Genomic DNA, 19,519 nt, shown 5'->3' on the forward strand with positions numbered 1-19,519 from the left:
TAGGCAGGTGTGTACGATGTTGTGCAATTAATTATTTACTAAACATCGGTAACATCCCCATGGGGATGTTCGTGCACGATCTCTTGCTTTAATAGTATCACTAAAAAGTGTGCACGATGTGGTGCTATTTGTGAATTAATAAATACATTATACTTCCGCAGCAAAAAAAATATATTGAAGAAAAGAATACGCTTGAATTGAAGAGTGCAAAACTAATGGCTTTATTCCCTGAATTAGATCCTGATCCAATCATTAGCATAGATAAAAATGGTTCTATTATATCTACAAATAAAGCAGGAAAAACCATAATTAAGGAGACGAATACCAACAACAATTGTAAAACAGTGGAGTATCTTTTTCCGAAGATTAATTATGAACTTAATGAACTGATTGAAAAAAATGAATCGATCGTTTTTCAAAAACATATAAATAAAACACATTATAATGTTTTATTGCGTGGTATTTCTGAAATTAACGTTGCACACGCCTATTTCCATGATATTACTACGTTGAAGGATTATGAAAACGAATTGCAGGAATCAAAACAAAAATTATTGGAGCTGTCAAATCATATTCAGCAATTAGTTGAACAGGAAAGGAACCTGGTAGCCTCAGAGCTTCATGACAACATTAGTCAGAAGTTGCTTTTATTAAAAATTAATTTAGATAAAATAGTTCAGAACTATTCCATAAATGAAAATTCTAAAGACATAGTAAATACAAATGAAATATTGGAATCAACTATAAGTGAAATTAAAGAGATTATCTATAATCTTAAACCAAAATTTTTAGAAGAAATGGGGCTTGGTACCGCATTAACTTCTCTTTGCAGTAAAATAGAATCTGATTGTGGAATAAAAGGTAGTATTGATATTAATAATTTTGAAATCAGATTAGATAAAAAATTGGAATTAATGCTATACAGGATAACGCAGGAAGCATTGAATAATATTGTAAAGCACTCCAGGGCAAAGGAATTTAATATTCAATTGTTATACAACTCTAAAAAAAACCTAAAACTAATTATTTCAGACGACGGTGTTGGATTTAATTCTGCACTCCAAAACACTTACAAGGGATTTGGATTATTAAATATTAAGCAAAGAGTAGAAAGTGAAAATGGCAAATTTAAAATTGATTCTACTATTGACAGCGGAACAATTCTATTCATAGAAATTCCTATTAAATAAAAATGAGTATAACTACTAATTATATACGATTAATTATTGCAGAAGATCATATCCTGGTTAGGGCTGGATTGATTAACCTGCTTACAGAACTTAAAGATGTTTTTGTTTTAGGCGAAGCGGATAATGGTGAAGAGTTAATAGACAAATATTTTATACTGAATCCTGATATAGTATTAACCGATATTGCCATGCCAAAATTAAACGGATTTGAAGCTGCTAAAGAGATTTTAAAAAAAGATCCCGATGCTAAGATATTGTTCTTATCAATGTTTGATAGTGAAGAATATATCTACAAAGCGAATAGTATTGGCGCCAAAGGATTAATTGGTAAAAATATTATGAAAGGTGAGTTAGCTTTTGCAATTAGAAGAGTGGCTGACGGATTTAAATATTTCGGTAATAATTGGTCATCAATGGAACTTTCCGAGTTAATGGATAAATACAATTCCAATAAAGACAATAATAATTCTGTAAGTACAGCATCATTAACAGATAGAGAAATAAAAATATTAAAATTTATTGCAGATGGTTTAACAAGTGCAGAAATTTCTGAATGCTTAAATATTACAAAAAAAACAGTGGATCATGATCGTGCAAAAATAATGTCAAAATTAAATATTGCATCTTTACCATCTTTAGTTAAATTTGCTATTCAATATACTACAGCTAATGATCTATAGGAAAATGCATGGCAAGTTATGGTCAAATTTATTCAACAAGTGAAGCTGATACTATTTATGGAACGGCAATATTAAGTGTTTCAATAACTAAAATAGAACTAACTCAATTTATCAACGCTACTACTGATTTATTGATGTTTAATATTATTGATGGTGATCTATTTATTTTAGGTAATGGAAGAAAAACTCTGTATCCTGCCGGACAGGTTATAGGCAATGATATTGTATTTAGAGTTTTTAGTGTTTCTAAAATAAACGAATTGCTTAATCAAGGAAAAAGCGAAACTGTATTTATTGAAAAAAGGAATAATGACATAATTAGTTTAACAAATGGATCAGTTACTCTTGAGTTCGGAGTTGGCTGCCCACCATATTGTGAATAAATTATAAATATTATGCTATTTACAGTAATAATAATAAATATAAACATATTAGTTTGGACATTGCCTCCATTCAGGCAGTACAAAAGCAAGTATTTCTATTATTTTTATATTCTTGCTATCTCAGATCCACTTACTCTATTTATGGGGCACAATTTTCATTGGTTACCGGCAAAGACCTTTATAATTATTTCAATATTATCTTTGCTGTCAGTAATAATCGAAAAAGGGACGGTAAAAAATTATTTATTAATATTTTTTTCATTGTTAATAATTACTTTTTTGTCAATCAAGTTACCTATAAATTATCTCTGGTTTATAATGTCTCTGATTCATTTAGCAATATTTATTGTGTTTGCAAAGCGGACAATGGTATTTTTTCAAGAAAATCATTCAATATTGTTTTTTCATCTCGCATTATTGCTGTATGAAGCAAGTTTAATAGCAAAATTTCTATTTATAATGATAGATATAAAAACAGGATTGCTATTTTTCTATTTAACTACTGCATTTGAAATTCTGCTTGCAATTTACTTTATGTTCGATAGAGAAGATAAGCAACAATTAGTAGTAAAAGTTAAAAGTTTGGAATAGATAAATAGATATGAATAACTCTTAGAAACAAAACTTATCTTTCTACAGATTTTAAAGATTATTTATCGTTTTGATTTCTTTGGTAACGAATTTTCCCCATAATAATTGTCATTTCAACCTGAAAATTCTCATCGAGGACAACTAAATCTGCATCTTTACCAGCAGCTAATATTCCTTTTTTATCTTCAATGCTAAGAACTTTAGCACCATTCAAAGAAGCCATTCTGATTGCTTCAGTAATTTTTGCTCCTGCAGTTCTAATCATATTTCTAACTGCCATCGGTAGTGTTAAGGTACTTCCTGCTAATGTTCCGTTTTCCAGGAATGCTTTACCGCCTTCCATAATAACTTTTTGGTCAGCAAATTCATATTCTCCTTCGTGCATTCCACCAGCGCGGATAGAGTCAGTAATTAAAATTATTCCACTTGATTTTTTAAATTTAAGAAGCAGTTCCATTATAGCTGGATGTACATGTAAAGTATCTGCAATCAATTCTATTTTTAGTTCGTCTCGCAGCAGTGCTCCAACTATTACCCCAGGTTTTCGATGGTGGAAGGGATTCATTGCATTGAACATATGAGTTACGTGGGCAGCTCCGTTATCAATTGCTAATTCAATATCGGAGTAATCAGCCATAGAATGACCAATTGAGAGAACCACACCTTCGTTTGCCGCTTCTCTCATTACATCAATAGAACCCGGAAGTTCTGGTGCAATAGTCATCATTTTAACTAATCCACGCGATGCCTCCCACATTTCAGTCCATCCTTCAACCGTTGGTTTCCACAGATAATCTTCGTTCATTGCTCCTTTCAATCCAGGATTTAAAAAAGGACCTTCCAAGTGGATTCCTTTTATATTTGAATCAGGAGTATTAAGGATATATTTTGCAAGTCTTCTAATATCATTTAATAATAGGTCGTGGGGCTTAGCAAAAAGTGCTGCAAGCATAGTAGTAGAACCGTGTTCAATAAAATATTCACTAACTTTTTCTATTCCTTCATTAGTTCCATCAGCAAAACCAAAACCGCCACCACCGTGCACTAACAGATCAACAAATCCTGGGGAGATTATTTTTCCACTTACATCAATAATTTCACAATCTTCAGGAATATTTACATCGGCGCTTTTACCAAGTTCATATATTCTAAAATTATCAATTATGATTGTACCGTTTTCTAAAACTCTAAAGGGAGTGATAATCTTTCCACCAACTAAAGCTAGCTTCATTTTAATACCATCAAAATTTTATACAATTATTCTATTCACAATATTTTTTAATTCCGCAGTTGCGGCAGAAATATTTTCGTTCTTAAATATATACGAACCTACTACAAAAACATCGCACCCAGCTTCAGAAATACTTTGAATGTTATCGCTTGTAATTCCACCATCAACTTCAATAATAAAACTCAATCCTAATCTGGCTCTTAAATCGAATAGTTCTTTAATTTTTTTTAAGGATGCTTCTATAAAACTTTGTCCACCAAATCCTGGATTAACAGACATTATTAAAACCAAGTCGGCAATTTCAAGTACTTCTTTTAACACCTTTACCGGAGTAGATGGATTAATTGATACACCAGCTTTTAATCCTAATTCTTTAATCCGGTTTAATGTTCTGTTAAGATGAACAACCACTTCCTGGTGAACAGTAATAATTTTAGCTCCGCTTACGGCAAAGGATTCTAAATAATTATCTGGATTTTCTATCATCAGATGCACATCAAGCGGAAGCCTTGAAATGCTATTTGCCGCCTTTACAATCAATGGTCCAAATGTTAAGTTAGGAACAAAATGTCCATCCATTATATCGCAATGAAGCCAATCAGCCCCACCAATTTCAACGTACCTTACTTGCTGGGATAAATTAGAAAAGTCTGCATTCAAAATAGATGGAGCAATAATCTTCATTTCTTTCCTTCTACTTCTTCAGGCGTTTCAACATCTTTAGTTACAAACAAATCGATGCTTGTGCCTTCTTTAACAAAAGTATCTTTACTTGGATATTGGTCTATTACAGTATTTGGTAATAATGAAAATGAAGGTTGATAATTAATTCTTCCCAAGCTTAGCTTATTATCTAAAATAGTTTTTTCTGATTGCGCTAAAGATTTCCCTAATAGGTCTGGAACAGAAATTAGACCTTCGACTTTACCACCGCTTAATGTAAGATTAACTTTAGTTCCTTTTTTAACTTCTCTTCCAGTGTAATATTGTTGTTCTATTACAGTTAATTTGGGTAAGTCCGATTCTACCATTGAAGTATCACCAAGTGTAAGATCCATTCTTTCCAAAGTTAATTTTGCATCGCGTAACATCTTACCAGTTAGAGAAGGTACTTTAACAAAGGGTACCCCGCTGCTTATAAAAAGAAAAATCCTTCTACCTTCTTTAACCTTAGCTCCGGCTAAAGGTTTTTGAAAAATAACTGTTCCCTTAGGATACTTTTCATCATATCTTTCGCCAGCTCTCACAAAATCCAAATCATCGTCTGATAATTTATTTTTTGCTACTTCTTCTGATAATCCAATTACTTTGGGAACGACTACTTCCCTGCCAGAAACATACCAAGGCATTAATAAATAATTAAAAAGCAGAATAAACAAAAATAACCCGCCAAAGGTATAAGCTGTTTTTTTAAGATTTTCTTTATTCAAAAATTTTTTCATCAATCAAAAAATATCAAATGCTTAATTATTTACCAAATAAATCCTGTGGCAACAGATTTATTGTTCATTTTTATTTATCCGGTTATAAATTACCATTAAAATAAGAGCAAGTAACCCAACACCAAAAAGAATTAGAAAAATCATTGCAGGATTATTTGCTTCTGTTGCAAATTTATGATAGAGCCAGCCGCCAATTGTTCCACCAAATCCCCAGGCAATTGCTATTGGTAAAAAAGCATATCCCTGGAATAAAGCATCCTGCCCTTTTGGAGCAAGACTGGCAATATACTCATAAAATCGTGGAGCCTGAGTTTGTTCCCCAATAGAAAAAATAAACATAGCAAACATTATTAATGGAATTCCAAGTGAGACATTATTCCACCATAAAATATTTACAAATACACCTTGCGATAGTGGAATGGTAAAAAATAAAAATAACCAACAGAGCGCTGCAAGTACAAATCCAATTAAAATGGCATTCCTAACAGAAATATTCTTAGTTAATCTATTGATAGGAATTTGAAAACATATGATTGTCCAGGCGCCCATAGAGATTATTAATTCTACAGGAGCATTTGGAGAAATATAATCTGCGATGTAAAATGGAATTACAATAAAGAATTGCCAGAAAAGTACCCAATACAATGCAAAGATTAATAAGAAAATAATGAACCTGAAATTTGTAAGCACAATAAAAAGCTTTTTAATAACTGTAATCAAATCATCTTTCTTTTCTGTTAGCTTTGCAGGCGGTTCTTTATAGAAAACTAAAGTACTAATAAACATAAGCGCACAACTTATTGAAGAAACAAGGTAAACAAATTGAATTCCAAAAGTATCCCTGACTAATAATGCTAAAAGAGGACCAATTGCAGCACCAATATTAACCAACCAATAATAAACTGCATAACCAAGTGATTTTGTTTCGCTTCTGGAAGTTAAGGCAACGGTTCCAAGAACGCTTGGTTTAATAAAGGAACCGCCAAAGGCAGTTAGTATCATTATTACAAATAAAGTCCAGTACAAACTAAAGTTCGAATAGAAACCTGAAAATAAAGTCATACCGGTTGAACCAATTAAAAAATAGCCGATAGCTAAAACTAAAAATGCAAATGAAAATGCTTTTCGGAATCCAAACTTATCAGCAAGTGCACCGGCAAATATAGGAAGCAAGTATATCAATCCACCAAATAAGGATAATAATTGCCCAGCTTCAATTTCACTAAACTTAAGATGATCTCTTAAATACAATCCAAGAATTGTAGCTTGTCCGTAATATGCCAATCTTTCAAATAACTCCATTATATTGGCAACCCAAAACGAAGGATGGAAGCCATCTTTAAGATTTATAAATTTTTCTCTTAGTACCAAAACAACTCCATTATGCTTTTGATTTAGGATTGAATTTATTGATGAGAAATATTCCTTTCTTACTAATACCAACTATGAATAAAGTAGGATTACAATTCTTCTTAAAGAATTTGTTGTATCAAAAATATTAAATGATTGTTTTAATAACAATTCTTTATTTAATTTTGATTCAAGAATTGGATATAAATTTCTAAATGTATAAGAATTATTTTTTTCTGAATCGATTAGTAATTGAACTGAATGATCTTCTAAAGGATTTTACACTGTTTGAATGTTTCTCGCAAGAAAAAGAAACATTAGTTCTACGATTCAATAACATTCTGGAAGAAAAATCGTTGCTTATATCGGTTAACCAAAATCAACCCTGTGTTCTTCAAAAAAATGAATTTCACAAAGCAAGGAAGAACTTCATCAACTTTTTTGTAGAGTATTTACCTTCCAAAATAAATAGAATAGAAATTGCAACAGATGACAGGATAATTAAAATTTCATTATCAGCAGGTGAATTGTATTATTTTATTCGTGGAAAAGATACGAATATATTACTTGTTTCCTCAGATGGATTGATTCACACTTTTAAAAAAACAAATTCAGTTTTTCAAAAAAATATCTTCAATGAATTTCAAATTAAAAAATACACATCTGAATTCAACTTGCCAGATTTAAGTTCAATAGACAAACAAGCAAACTTTCAAAAGGATATTCTCAAACAATTCCCGTTTATTTCAAAAGAAATTATTAATGAAACAAAGTTGAGATCAGATAAAGCAAATTCTAACTTTTTCATTAATCTCAATGAGATTATTAAAGAAATTAGAAAGGAAAGGATTGTTGTTCTTTCTGATGAAAACCTTGGGCGGTTTATTCTTGCACCTGAATCATTCCAAATCTTTAGCGGTTCAGACAGAAAATATTTCGATTCAGTATTGGAAGCTGTCCAATATTTTATTTCCTCAAAACACAAAAAAAACAATATTGTTGATCTACAGAAACTCATTTCCAAACATCTAAATTTACAACTTCAAAAAACTTCGGATAAGTTGAATGAAATAAAATTTAGACTGGAACAACCATCAAATGAAAGGCACTATCGAAATCAAGCAAACCTATTGCTAACAAATATCACTTCTTTGAAAAAAGGAATGCTTGAAATTTCGCTTGATGATTTATATTTTAACCAGGGACTTATTAGGATAAAGTTAAACGAATCGCTTTCTCCAAAAGAAAACATTAATTTTTATTTCGAGAAGGCAAAAAATGAAAATGAAAATCGGAAACATATTAGTGAACTTTTTCTTGAACTCGAAAGGAAATTAATAAGATTAAACACATGGAAAGAAATATTTATTTCATCTACTAAAATTGAAGATTATAAAAAAATAATGAGCGATTTAAAAATAAATACTAACCAAAAACCCTTTAATAAAGAATCTCAATCTCGATTCAAGCATTATTTAATAGATGGAAAATATCATCTATTTGTAGGAAAGGACAGCAAAACTAACGACGAGTTAACGACAAAATTTGCAAAGCAAAATGATTATTGGTTTCATGCTCGTTCAGTTTCTGGTTCGCATGTTGTATTAAAAGTTGAAAATACAAAAGAAGGTATCCCAAAAAATATTTTAAAAAAAGCTGCTTCTATTGCAGCATATCATAGTAAGGCAAAATCAAGTAAGCTTGTATCCGTTTCATATACATTTAAAAAATTTGTAATTAAACGTAAAGGAATGGAGCCGGGCTCAGTAAATTTACTAAAGGAGGATGTACTGTTAGTTCCTCCAGAAATTCCAAGCAACTGTGAATTCCTAAGTGATGAATTAAATATTTAAAATTCCGCTTTACCTTTTAGTATTACTGTAGTATTTTTCACATCGAAACACTTAAACATAGGAGAACTTTTATGCGCTTAATTATTCAATCGAATTATGACCTGGTTTCTAAATGGGCAGCTAATTATGTTGCCAAATCAATTAAGGATTTCAATCCTACTGAAAAAAAACCATTTGTATTAGGTTTACCCACCGGTTCTTCACCACTTGGGATGTACAAAGAATTAATTGCACTGAATAAGAAAAAATATGTGTCATTCAAAAATGTTGTTACATTTAACATGGATGAGTACGTTGAATTACCTAAAGAGCATCCGGAAAGTTATTATTCATTTATGTGGAATAACTTTTTTAAGCATATAGATGTTCAAAAGAAAAACGTGAATATTCTTAATGGCAATGCAAAAAACCTGAACAAAGAATGTGAAGATTATGAAAAGAAAATTTTAAAATACGGCGGAATTAAATTATTTGTTGGAGGTATCGGTCCTGATGGTCACATCGCTTTTAACGAACCAGGTTCTTCACTCGGTTCCAGAACTCGATTAAAAACTTTAACAATGGATACAATGATCGCAAATTCGAGATTTTTTGAAAACGATATAAATAAAGTACCAAAGATGGCTTTGACTGTTGGAGTTAAAACTGTTCTTGATTCTGAGCAGGTTTTAATAATAATAAATGGTCATAACAAATCCAGAGCTTTAGCAAAAGTGGTTGAAGAAGGAGTTAACCATATGTGGACAGTTAGTGCTTTACAACTTCACCCACATGGAATCATAGTATGTGATGATGCAGCAACAGTTGAATTGAAAGTCGGAACTGTTAATTATTTCAAAGATATTGAAGCAGTACATTTGGATCCAGCTTCACAATTATAATTCCTAAGTAGCACAGATAAATCGTATTATATAATTTATCTGTGCTATTCTTCTTTATTATAAGTTACCAATGAACGGACATCATATTTTTTTAGTTTTTCTCTTCCATTTAGAAATGTTAGTTCAATTATAAAAGAAACCTGAACTATTTCACCGCCGAGTTTTTCAACCAATCTGCAAGCTGCTTCCATAGTTCCACCTGTTGCTAATAAATCATCATGCATTAAAACTTTATCTCCTTTCTCAATTCCATCTAAGTGAATTTCAATCGCATCTTCTCCATATTCCAACGAATAAGTTTCTTTCATTTTTTCTGCAGGTAATTTTCCAGGTTTTCGAATCGGAACAAAACCAGCATTAAGTTTATAAGCTAATAAAGCTCCTAAAATAAATCCTCTTGATTCAATCCCCACAACTTTATTTACTTTTTTTAGTTTTACTTCCTCAAATAATTTATCACTCACAAGCGTCAGTCCGTTTTTATCTTTCAACAGTGTTGTAATATCTTTGAACAATATTCCTGGTTTAGGAAAATCTGGTACACTGCGAATATAATCTGCCAATTGTTTTGAATTCATATTTTACCTTAAAATTATATGAAATTAAAATTGAATATTTCTTTTAACTTTTCTCTGAATAAATGAAATGAATTTATTTTGTTCATAACAATTAATTACTTCATCGTTACAAATACCACCTTTTCTTGCTACCATAATCCCATATTTAATAAGATCTATATCTTCGATGGAATGAGCATCTGGATTTATTGAAAACAAACAATCCTTTTCTCTTGCATAAAAAATATTTCTCCAATCTAAATCTAATCTCTGTGGATGAGCATTTATTTCAATTGCAACTTTATTAGCAGCACAAGCATCGATAACTTTTGTAATGTTTAGTTTATAGCCGTCTCTTTTAAGCAATAAGCGACCAGTTGGGTGACCTAAAACATCTGTGTACGGATTCTCAATAGCTTTAATAATACGGTTGGTCATATCAACTTCATTCATTTGAAACTGTGAGTGTATAGAGGCAACTATGAAATCGAAATTGTGCAAAAAGTCCAAGGAATAATCTAAATCCCCATTTCCAAGAATATCACTTTCAATTCCATGGAAAATCCGAATATTCATTTCTTTGCTCACCTGTTCAATTTCATTTTTTTGTTCGAATATCCGATTTTCATTTAATCCATTAGCATAAATAGCTGATTTGCTATGATCACATACAGCTAAATATTTATAACCTTTACTTTTCAATGAGGTTGCCATTTCAGTCAAATTATTCTTGCCATCAGAATAATTTGTATGGAAATGGAAAAAACCTCTGAATGCTTCCAAAGACAAATCAGAATTCTTTTTTTTATTTTGAGCAAGTTGAAAAAATTGCTGTTCGCGCATTTCTGGGATTATATATGCAATATTATTCTCTTTAAAAATTAGTTCTTCGGAGTCCCGATTTGAATATTTTTTATCAGTAACCAATTCCAAAAATTGATTTGAACCAGTGGAAAGGAATAACAGAAGATTAAAATCGAAAGAATTTTCAGTGCAAAATAGAATAACGGGAATTGTATCATCAAAAATTATTTTTAGACAAATAAACTTATCATAATCTAAATCATTTTGGGGATAATTATCCTTTACTGAAATGAATTCAGAATTACTATAAAGATTTGTAATTAATTTCTGAAATTCATTAAGGTCAGAAACCAGAATTACAAATTCCAATTTAGAAATTATTTCTAAATGCCTTCTAATATCTCCGGTTGGTTCTATTTTTAAAACATGTTCAATACCCGTTAAATTTTTTAAAACCTTGTCAATCTGCACTTCGGTTTCATTTAAAAGGATAAATCCTTTTGCGGAAGTTAATCGTTTAATCTCCTTAATTATAGCTTCTTGCGTCTTAATACCAAAACCTTTAATGCCAGATATTTTATTTTCTTGGCATGCTATGTTCAGTTCATCAATTTTTGTTATCCCTAATTCATTATAAATTAATTTTACTTTCTTGGCTCCTAATCCTCTAATTTTTAACAAATCAAAAATTCCTTCAGGAATTTCCGTTAGCAGATTTTCTAAGTTAGAAGACTTCCCATTTTTATAATAATCAGAAATTACAGATAAAATTCCTTTGCCTATTCCTTTTACATTTTTTATTGAATTGTCTTCAACCTTAGTTTCAATTTCACCTTCTATTGATCTGATTGCATTTGCCCCATTTCTAAATGCACTTATTTTAAAAGGATTTTCACCTTTGAATTCTAATAGATCAGAAATATTTTCTAATATGCTAATGATTTCGTTTTTAAAAGACATTATTAAAACAAAATGGTTATGAAATAAAGTTGAATGTAAGTTAATACAAATCCTAATATACTTCCAGAGGATACTTGTCCAAAGGTGTGAATTCTCAATTCCATCCTGGACCAAGCAATTATAAAAATCAGTGGGGCTAAAAAGAAGAAATATATATTAAAATAAAAAACCAAGGCAGCTATCATACTAGCAATTCCAAAAGTATGTGCACTAATTTTCCAATTAATTGTAATTAGGGTAATGATTAACGTGTTGATTACATAGCACAGCCATAAATGATTCATCACAGGATTAGAATTTGTTAAAAGAGACGTTGATAATCCAAAAATATTAATTACAATTCCATAGAGTAATGGAATAACCCGCTCATTTTTATTTTTAGCATCGTTATCTCCAATTTTCCTTTTCATTCTTAAAAAAAGAAACACCAAAATTGGAATGATAAATCCAAAAATAATTGTAGTAATTAAAGAATAAATTAAATGATTGGTATTTTTTTCTAAACTGAAAATAAAATAAGTAAAAGTAAAAACTAAAATACTTGGTGGAATAAGTATCAAAGAAATAAGCTGAGCAAGATACCTGGTAAAGGATTTGTTAATCAATTCTATTTAAAAAAATATTGTTCTTAATTTATTTTAGGTTAGTCTCTGTCATTAATTGATGTATTTTAATTTCATTAAGGTAATTTAAAAGTAATTCCTCAACTTCTTTGTACTCCATAAGTTTCATTAGTTCCTGTCTAATAGCGGATACTCTGTGTAGTCCTTTCAAATAAGAAGAATAGTACTTTCTAAATTCAAATATGGCTTTACGCTCACTTTTAATGACAATAGAATCTTTAAGATGTTTTAGAGCAGTAAATATTCTAATCTCAGGAGTTAATTCTAACTTAATCTTTCCATCATTTAAAAGCTCTTTAGCCTCGCGGAAAATCCAGGGATTAGCAATAGCTCCCCTAGCTATCATAATTGCATCTGCATTTGTTATTTCAAAAATATTTCTTACATCTTCAGCAGTATAAACGCCACCATTAAATACTACTGGGATTTTAACAACTTCTTTAATTTTAGGAATCCATTCCCATTGTGCTTCTCCAGAATGCCCTTGTACTTTTGTCCGGCAATGAATTGTTAAAGCTTTAACTCCTACATCTTCCATCCTTTTTGCAACATCTAGAATTGCAATGCTATCATTGTCCCAACCTATTCGGGTTTTTACTGTAACTGGTATTTCAACAGCATCAACAATGGATTTCATCATCTGCTGCATATATGGTGGATCTTTTAATAAACCTGCTCCTGCCCCGCGATTTGCAATTTTCTTAACCCAGCAACCAGCATTTACATCAATCAAATCAGGATTCTGTTCCTCTGCAATTTTAGCAGCAGAAACCATTGATGAAATACTTTCACCATAAATCTGAATTCCTACAGGTCTTTCCTTTTCTGTAATTAGAAGTTTTTTTTTTGTCTTTTCATTGGATCGGATTAAGCCTTCAGCATTCACAAATTCTGTGTAAACAATATCTGCTCCCATTTCCTTACAAATATTTCGGAAAGAGATATCAGTAACATCTTCCATTGGAGCAAGAAGCAAAGCTTTTTCTATTTGTAATTTTCCTACTTTGAACATAAATATTCTTTTTTCATTTCGCTTTAATATTTCCAGCATTTAATCTAGAATATTTTTTAGAATCCAATGCAAAGATGCTAAATAAAAAAGTTAAAAACATAAATGCGCCACCAGTAAGAAATGGAAATTGATAACCTAAATATCCGAATGAGAATCCACCCCATAATGGTCCTAATACTCTGGCAAGTGCCGATAACGATTGGTTTATTCCTAGAATTGTTCCTTGCTCTTTTTCAGAGGAATATTTCGAAATCATACTTAAAACAGTTGGTTGAAGAATACCAGTTCCAATTGCTTGAAGTGAAATAATAAAAACTAATCCTAAAAAGTTTACACCATAAGGAAGCAAACCCAATCCGAACATCATAAAAAATGTGCCGGCAATAATTTGATTCTTTTCAGAAATTTTTTCTGAAATGATTTTTATAAATCCACCTTGAACAATAGAACTTACTATTCCCATTACACCAAAAAGATAACCTATTTGTTGATCAGAAATATGGTAATGTTTATAGCCAAGTATTGCAAATGTCCCATAAATATTAGCAACTGAAAAAGTAATAATAAAAAATAGCATTATGAGTAATCCAACGTCTGGATGTTTTAAGGTTTGAAGTGTGAATTTCCAATCAAATATTTTTTTTCTAGAAATATTTTTAAGATTCTTTTCTTTAATTGATTCCTTTAAAAAGAAAAAGGCAAAGATAAAAGCAATAAATGACAAAGATGCGGCACCAATTCCAGCAACCATGTACCCATACTTAGAAAGTATACCTCCAATAATAGGACCAAATACAAAACCCATCCCAAAGGCAACTCCCATTAATCCCATTCCTTTAGATCGTTCATGTTTTTCAGTTATGTCTGCAATATAAGCTTGTGCAACCCCAATGTTACTTCCTCCAAATCCACCAAGTATTCTTGAAAGAAAAAGCATTGCAAAGGAATGTGAAAAAGCAAAAATAATATATGAGATAACTGTAGAACAAAGAGAAATTAAAATTAATGGTCTTCTGCCATATTTATCTGAAAGCTTTCCAAGAATTGGATTAAATAAAAACTGAACAAAGGAAAACACCGCCACTATTATCCCAATTCCAAAATCGGAAATACCCAATTGTTTACTGGCAAACGTTGGTAAGATTGGAATTAAAATACCAAAACCCATCAGATCAATAAATACAGTAAAAAAGATTATAGTAAGTGAAGTTTTACGCATTATTGTTTTTCCAATTCTCTTATTATTGCATCTGTAATTTTTGTTGTTCCTACAAAGTTAATTGGATTGATATCTTTTGTTACTTGCATTCCATCAGAAATTACCTTAGCAACAGCTTTTTCAATTTTACCAGCGGCTTCTTTTTCACCAATATCATTTAACATCATGCATCCAGCTAAAATAATTGCACATGGGTTTGCAATATTTTTTCCTGCAATATCTGGCGCTGATCCATGTACCGCTTCATATATCGCAATATCAGGACCAATATTTGCTCCTGGGGCTAAACCTAACCCACCAACCAATCCACTGGCAAGGTCAGAAAGAATATCACCAAAGAGATTTGTAGTTACAATAACATCAAATTGATAGGGATTCATAACCATCTGCATTGCCATATTATCAATTATCTTATCATTAAATTCAATTTCAGGATATTCCAGAGCAATTTCTTTTGCCACATCAAGAAATAACCCACCAGTAAATTTAAGAATATTAGCTTTATGTACAGCAGTCATTTTTTTTCTTTTGTGTGCTCGTGCATATTCAAAAGCATAACGAAGAATTCTTTCTGAGCCACGCCTGGTTACTATTCCAATAGTTTCTGCAGCAGTTTTGGAACTGTCAATATAATGTTCTATGCCAGAATAAAACTCTTCCAGGTTTTCTCTAAAAATGATTAAATCAATATGCTCGTAAAGTGTTTTTATTCCTTTAAATGTTTTTGCCGGGCGTTGATTAACATATAGATCAAATTCTTTCCTTAGAGCAACATTTAAACTTCTAAATCCTTTGCCTGATGGTGTTGTTAACGGACCTTTTAATGCAATCTTATTTTTTGCAATAGAATCTAACACTTGTTGAGGTAATGGATCTTTGTATTTCTCAATAGCTTCAAGTCCGGCAATTTGCACATCCCAATCTATTTTAATTCCAGCACGCTCTATAACTTTTGTTACTGCTGAGGTAATATCCGGTCCAATTCCATCTCCTGGAATTAATGTGAATTGATAACTCAATTTTTTCCTCTTTATTTTACTTTAACTTAATATAGAACAAAAATAAAAAAATATTAGTGCATTTCCCTAAAACTTTTTCATCTTAAAATGGAAGGTTTAAACAACTTAATCAAATATTTTTCTGAAACTTGTTAAAGAACAACTTCTTTAGGAGAAAATGCTTTTAGGGTTGTATTTGCAAATGTGACAGATAAATATGGTGAGTAAAAAATTATTGCTCATTAGTTCACTCTGTGTAAATCCTTTTGGTCTTAATCCATTTTAATTTTCCAGTTAGAAGGGATTTTGTGTCATCATAACTTTGTTTCATTTTAAATTTATCAACTTCCGATAAAAAACTAAATGAGGAATCAATCGTTCCTTTTTCAGATGGAAGAATTAGGAATTCATTTCCAAGGTTCGTTCTTCCTTTAAATACCCAAGTCGGCAAATAATCTAATCCATCTAATTTGATTTTATTAGTAGCAATGTTTTTCTTCAACTTTATATTTAGAATTACACCAGCATCTCTAAATCTATTTCTTTGGTTGGAATAGAAATTCCCAAGCGAATAAGCAACAAGAACCGAATCTAAATTTGATTTTGTGCTTTTGAAAAATTCTATTGGTTGGATTACATGTGGATGACTGCAAATAATTAAATCGGCTCCAAAATCTATCGTCTTTTGGATTGTTTCCTTTTGTTTATTATTCGGAAACCTTTCATATTCATTACCAATGTGAAAGTAACATATAACCAAATCCGCTCCCTCAGCTTTTGCTTTTTCTATATCACGTTTAATTAATTCATCTTGAATAAGATTAATTGAAAAACTTTTTCCTTTTGGAATAGGGTTTCCATTTGTTCCATAACTGTAAGAAATTAACGCTACTTTGATTCCCTTTATATCAACTAATTTAATTGAGTCTCTATCCGGTTGTGAATGAAAAGTACCAGTATGAAATATTTTATTTTGCTCTAATAGTTTTAAAGTTCTAACTATTCCCCTTTCCGCCCTGTCTAATGAATGATTATTTGAAGTAAACAAAAAATCAAATCCGGAATCTTTCAATGCAAGCAAATATTCATCAGGTGAATTGAACAAAGGATAACCAGAAAATATTTCATCCCTCCCTGCCAAAACTGTTTCTAAATTTCCAAAAGTAAAATCTGCTTCATACAAATATTTTCTAATATATTTAAATGAAGGATTGAAATTGAAACTATCCTTACCAATCTTTGCAAATTCAAATTGAGGAGAATGGCACATTAAATCCCCAACAAATGAAATAGTGATTGCAACTATGCTATCTTGTACAGCAGTGCTTTTTACGTTGTTGGTTTTTGAGGAATTGAAAGTAAATAGAAATAATAAAAACAGTAAACCAGTTGTAAATTTATTTAAACTCATTTATAAAAAATTGAAGCTATCATCAAAAAACATTTTTAGAAATGCCAGATGATGATAGCTTAAGGCATATAATAACTAAAAACTATTGCGGTTTTTCCGCTTTACGAGCTGTTTTCATATCCTGAACTACATTACGCATTTCCTGAGCTTTTCTTTTAAGATCACTCAATCCTTTACGTAACCTGGTGCCGGCTGCAGCTTGTCCCTTATCAACAAACTTAATTAAGTCTGGTTCAAGGCTTTGAACGAATTGGATTAGTTCCTGGTATTTTTCTTTCATAAGGTCCTCCGATTTTTAATAAAAGTTAATTAATTCAAATAGAATTTTCAAGAATAATTTCAGCAATATCTTTTACTTTAACTTCTTCTAATTTATCAAACGATTTAACTCCGTCTGTTAACATAGTCATACAAAATGGGCAAGCAGATGCAATAACATCAGGTTTTAGTTCTAAAGCTTCCCGAACTCTTTCCTCGTTAATTCTTGTACCAATTGTTTCTTCAAGAAACATTCTGCCACCCCCAGCTCCACAACAAAATCCTTTATCTCTGCTTCTTTCCATTTCAATCAATTCTGATCCAGTTACTGAATTTAGTATTTCCCTTGGTTCATCATAAATATCATTATATCTTCCTAAATAACAAGAATCGTGAAAAGTTATTTTGGATTTTGTTTCTTCAGATTTCAATTTGATTTTATTTGTTTTTATCATTTCATCAATTAATTCTGAATGATGTAAAACCTGGTAATTACCACCAAATTGTTTATATTCCTTTTTTAATGAATTAAAACAATGAGGGCACGCGGTAACAATCTTTTTAACTCCATATACATTTAATGTTTGAATATTTTCTTGAATCAGCATTTGCGCAAGATATTCATTTCCAAGACGTCTGGCAGTATCACCATTGCATTTTTCTTCATTACCCAAAATTCTGAAGTTAATATTAGCTTTTTGCATCAAATATGCAAATGATTTTGTAACTTTTTGATAACGAGCATCAAAGGAGCCGGCACAACCCACCCAAAAGAGCAGATCGCAATTTGAATCTTCTGCCATTGTTTGAATATTCATTCCTTCAGCCCAATTTGCTCTATCCTGGCTATTAAAAGCCCAAGGTGTATAGTTAGTTTCCAGATTCTTAAAAACAGCATTCAATTCATTAGGAAAGTTTGATTCTGAAAGAACAAGATTTCTTCGCATTTCCACAATTGCATCAACGTGTTCTATCATAACCGGGCATTCTTGAACACAAGCATTACAAGTAGTACACGCCCAAAGCTCATCATCAGTAATATAATTATGTAAAAGCTGTTTGTCTAATACTTCTTTTTTTCCAGAATTGTCTTTAACTAAAAGAGATGCTTTTTCAATTGTGCGATGTCTTATATCTGTAATTATTTTTCGAGGAGAGAGCGGTTTGCCTGTATTTGCGGCAGGACAAGCTGCAGTACATCTTCCGCATTCAGTACAAGTATAACCGTCTAAAAGCTGTTTCCACGTAAATTGTTCAATATCAGATGCACCGAATACTTCAATTGTTTCATCTTCAAGATTTATAGATTTTAGAATATTTTTTTTATCACTTAGATTTGCAAAGAAAACATTTGGTATTGAAGTAATTACATGAAAATGTTTTGAATAAGGTAACAAATTCAAGAATCCAAAAATAAAAATTATATGGAGCCACCAGAATATTTTTGCAAATAATTCTGCCCCTTGAATGTTGTGAGGATAAAAAATCGGTGATAAAGTAAAGGCAACTGGGCGAAGTTCGAAATGTTGAAGTTTAAAATCGTTTTGAGCAATTGCAGAAATATTTTGTCCATACATTGCAGCAACAACAAATAGAATTAAAAGCAAAATAATCGTAGCATCAATTTTACCTTCCTTTCCAACTTCCAGACGAGGAACTTTAATCACATATCTGCGATATAAAGCCCAGAGTACCGCGGCAATAACAAATACACCAAATATATCTTGTACAAAAGTAATTGCGCTATAAACAGGACCCAAAAAAACAAAGCTAAAGGGAGTATAAAATCCCTGAATTATGCTTTCCATTACTGCAGCAAGAAAAAGTACAAATCCCCAAAAAATGAAAACGTGAATTGAACCTGCAACCGGATCCCGCATTAGTTTAGTTTGTCCGAAAGCAATTATCAGAACATTTTTAATCCTTTGCGAAATATTATCAAATCTATTTTCAGCTTTACCAATCAGGAGGTACTTGATTTTAGTTCGCAAACTAAAATAAAAAATACTGAATGTTAGTATAAAAACAAGAATGAAGATAAAATTTTTAATTTCCATAAAACTGATTACATTTTTC

At 31.0% G+C, this 19,519-nt stretch carries 19 protein-coding genes; 6 read left to right on the forward strand and 13 right to left on the reverse strand.

All coding sequences use genetic code 11. From position 1 onward, the window contains the following. The first annotated feature begins 215 nt into the window (after positions 1 to 215). From NTX22_04870 to NTX22_04885, 4 genes are all read left to right on the forward strand, one after another. Positions 216 to 1,190: a sensor histidine kinase gene (locus NTX22_04870; GenBank protein MCX6149838.1), complete on the forward strand. Its 975-nt coding sequence runs from the start codon at positions 216 to 218 to the stop codon at positions 1,188 to 1,190. 2 nt (positions 1,191 to 1,192) lie between these two features. Beyond that, entirely contained in the window at positions 1,193 to 1,870 is a 678-nt protein-coding gene (locus tag NTX22_04875) for a response regulator transcription factor (protein ID MCX6149839.1), read from the forward strand. A gap of 8 nt (positions 1,871 to 1,878) precedes the next feature. Further along, entirely contained in the window at positions 1,879 to 2,253 is a 375-nt protein-coding gene (locus tag NTX22_04880; GenBank protein ID MCX6149840.1) for a hypothetical protein, read from the forward strand. Positions 2,254 to 2,619: 366 nt separating this feature from the next. After that, positions 2,620 to 2,844, forward strand: a complete 225-nt coding sequence (locus tag NTX22_04885) for a hypothetical protein (protein ID MCX6149841.1) — start codon at positions 2,620 to 2,622, stop codon at positions 2,842 to 2,844. A gap of 58 nt (positions 2,845 to 2,902) precedes the next feature. Here NTX22_04885 and nagA read toward each other — a convergent pair whose 3' ends face one another. From nagA to NTX22_04905, 4 genes are all read right to left on the reverse strand, one after another. Continuing rightward, positions 2,903 to 4,075 carry an N-acetylglucosamine-6-phosphate deacetylase gene (nagA, locus tag NTX22_04890; GenBank protein ID MCX6149842.1) on the reverse strand — a complete coding sequence of 391 codons (1,173 nt, stop codon included), beginning with the start codon at positions 4,073 to 4,075 and terminating at the stop codon, positions 2,903 to 2,905. A gap of 18 nt (positions 4,076 to 4,093) precedes the next feature. Then, positions 4,094 to 4,759, reverse strand: coding sequence for a ribulose-phosphate 3-epimerase (gene rpe, locus NTX22_04895; GenBank protein ID MCX6149843.1), 666 nt, complete (start codon positions 4,757 to 4,759; stop codon positions 4,094 to 4,096). Then, positions 4,756 to 5,505, reverse strand: a complete 750-nt coding sequence (locus tag NTX22_04900) for a PASTA domain-containing protein (protein MCX6149844.1) — start codon at positions 5,503 to 5,505, stop codon at positions 4,756 to 4,758. Before NTX22_04900 ends, rpe begins: the two co-directional genes overlap by 4 nt. Before the next feature lie 69 nt (positions 5,506 to 5,574). After that, complete coding sequence (locus NTX22_04905) at positions 5,575 to 6,888, reverse strand: MFS transporter (protein MCX6149845.1); 1,314 nt, start codon at positions 6,886 to 6,888, stop codon at positions 5,575 to 5,577. 194 nt (positions 6,889 to 7,082) lie between these two features. On the opposite strand from NTX22_04905, the gene NTX22_04910 reads away from it, so the two are divergent. Next, positions 7,083 to 8,720 carry an NFACT RNA binding domain-containing protein gene (locus NTX22_04910; protein MCX6149846.1) on the forward strand — a complete coding sequence of 546 codons (1,638 nt, stop codon included), beginning with the start codon at positions 7,083 to 7,085 and terminating at the stop codon, positions 8,718 to 8,720. A gap of 71 nt (positions 8,721 to 8,791) precedes the next feature. After that, positions 8,792 to 9,601 (forward strand): glucosamine-6-phosphate deaminase, encoded by an 810-nt coding sequence (gene nagB, locus NTX22_04915; protein ID MCX6149847.1) that lies wholly within the window; start codon positions 8,792 to 8,794, stop codon positions 9,599 to 9,601. A gap of 44 nt (positions 9,602 to 9,645) precedes the next feature. On the opposite strand, the gene NTX22_04920 is transcribed toward nagB, so the two are convergent. The 9 genes from NTX22_04920 to NTX22_04960 form a co-directional block, all read right to left on the reverse strand. After that, positions 9,646 to 10,179, reverse strand: a complete 534-nt coding sequence (locus tag NTX22_04920) for an adenine phosphoribosyltransferase (GenBank protein MCX6149848.1) — start codon at positions 10,177 to 10,179, stop codon at positions 9,646 to 9,648. A gap of 24 nt (positions 10,180 to 10,203) precedes the next feature. Then, a complete protein-coding gene (gene polX, locus NTX22_04925; protein MCX6149849.1) occupies positions 10,204 to 11,922 on the reverse strand; it encodes a DNA polymerase/3'-5' exonuclease PolX in 1,719 nt (572 codons plus the stop codon). Positions 11,923 to 11,924: 2 nt separating this feature from the next. Then, positions 11,925 to 12,332, reverse strand: a complete 408-nt coding sequence (locus tag NTX22_04930) for a phosphatase PAP2 family protein (protein MCX6149850.1) — start codon at positions 12,330 to 12,332, stop codon at positions 11,925 to 11,927. Between the two features lie 223 nt (positions 12,333 to 12,555). Next, entirely contained in the window at positions 12,556 to 13,557 is a 1,002-nt protein-coding gene (dusB, locus tag NTX22_04935; GenBank protein MCX6149851.1) for a tRNA dihydrouridine synthase DusB, read from the reverse strand. A 13-nt stretch (positions 13,558 to 13,570) separates the two neighbouring features. Next, on the reverse strand, positions 13,571 to 14,776 hold the full coding sequence (locus tag NTX22_04940) for an MFS transporter (protein MCX6149852.1): 1,206 nt from the start codon (positions 14,774 to 14,776) through the stop codon (positions 13,571 to 13,573). Beyond that, a complete protein-coding gene (locus NTX22_04945) occupies positions 14,776 to 15,795 on the reverse strand; it encodes an isocitrate/isopropylmalate family dehydrogenase (GenBank protein MCX6149853.1) in 1,020 nt (339 codons plus the stop codon). The genes NTX22_04940 and NTX22_04945 overlap by 1 nt, the downstream gene beginning before the upstream one ends. A 226-nt stretch (positions 15,796 to 16,021) precedes the next feature. Then, the gene (locus NTX22_04950; GenBank protein ID MCX6149854.1) at positions 16,022 to 17,185 is read right to left on the reverse strand and encodes a CapA family protein; all 1,164 of its coding nucleotides are present in this window, start codon (positions 17,183 to 17,185) and stop codon (positions 16,022 to 16,024) included. A gap of 82 nt (positions 17,186 to 17,267) precedes the next feature. Beyond that, the gene (locus NTX22_04955) at positions 17,268 to 17,465 is read right to left on the reverse strand and encodes a histone H1 (protein MCX6149855.1); all 198 of its coding nucleotides are present in this window, start codon (positions 17,463 to 17,465) and stop codon (positions 17,268 to 17,270) included. A 34-nt stretch (positions 17,466 to 17,499) separates the two neighbouring features. Continuing rightward, the gene (locus tag NTX22_04960) at positions 17,500 to 19,500 is read right to left on the reverse strand and encodes a (Fe-S)-binding protein (GenBank protein MCX6149856.1); all 2,001 of its coding nucleotides are present in this window, start codon (positions 19,498 to 19,500) and stop codon (positions 17,500 to 17,502) included. Positions 19,501 to 19,519: the final 19 nt, after the last annotated feature.

The sequence above is a fragment of the Ignavibacteriales bacterium genome, assembly GCA_026390815.1.
Taxonomy (GTDB): Bacteria; Bacteroidota; Ignavibacteria; order Ignavibacteriales; family SURF-24; genus JAPLFH01.

Coding starts and splice junctions, on each gene's coding strand:
- NTX22_04870 (MCX6149838.1), top strand. CDS start 216: ATGGCTTTATTCCCTGAATTAGATCCTGATCCAATCATTAGCATAGAT.
- NTX22_04875 (MCX6149839.1), top strand. CDS start 1,193: ATGAGTATAACTACTAATTATATACGATTAATTATTGCAGAAGATCAT.
- NTX22_04880 (MCX6149840.1), top strand. CDS start 1,879: ATGGCAAGTTATGGTCAAATTTATTCAACAAGTGAAGCTGATACTATT.
- NTX22_04885 (MCX6149841.1), top strand. CDS start 2,620: ATGGTATTTTTTCAAGAAAATCATTCAATATTGTTTTTTCATCTCGCA.
- nagA (MCX6149842.1), bottom strand. CDS start 4,075: ATGAAGCTAGCTTTAGTTGGTGGAAAGATTATCACTCCCTTTAGAGTT.
- rpe (MCX6149843.1), bottom strand. CDS start 4,759: ATGAAGATTATTGCTCCATCTATTTTGAATGCAGACTTTTCTAATTTA.
- NTX22_04910 (MCX6149846.1), top strand. CDS start 7,083: ATGTATAAGAATTATTTTTTTCTGAATCGATTAGTAATTGAACTGAAT.
- nagB (MCX6149847.1), top strand. CDS start 8,792: ATGCGCTTAATTATTCAATCGAATTATGACCTGGTTTCTAAATGGGCA.
- NTX22_04920 (MCX6149848.1), bottom strand. CDS start 10,179: ATGAATTCAAAACAATTGGCAGATTATATTCGCAGTGTACCAGATTTT.
- polX (MCX6149849.1), bottom strand. CDS start 11,922: ATGTCTTTTAAAAACGAAATCATTAGCATATTAGAAAATATTTCTGAT.
- NTX22_04930 (MCX6149850.1), bottom strand. CDS start 12,332: ATGAAAAGGAAAATTGGAGATAACGATGCTAAAAATAAAAATGAGCGG.
- dusB (MCX6149851.1), bottom strand. CDS start 13,557: ATGTTCAAAGTAGGAAAATTACAAATAGAAAAAGCTTTGCTTCTTGCT.
- NTX22_04940 (MCX6149852.1), bottom strand. CDS start 14,776: ATGCGTAAAACTTCACTTACTATAATCTTTTTTACTGTATTTATTGAT.
- NTX22_04950 (MCX6149854.1), bottom strand. CDS start 17,185: ATGAGTTTAAATAAATTTACAACTGGTTTACTGTTTTTATTATTTCTA.
- NTX22_04955 (MCX6149855.1), bottom strand. CDS start 17,465: ATGAAAGAAAAATACCAGGAACTAATCCAATTCGTTCAAAGCCTTGAA.
- NTX22_04960 (MCX6149856.1), bottom strand. CDS start 19,500: ATGGAAATTAAAAATTTTATCTTCATTCTTGTTTTTATACTAACATTC.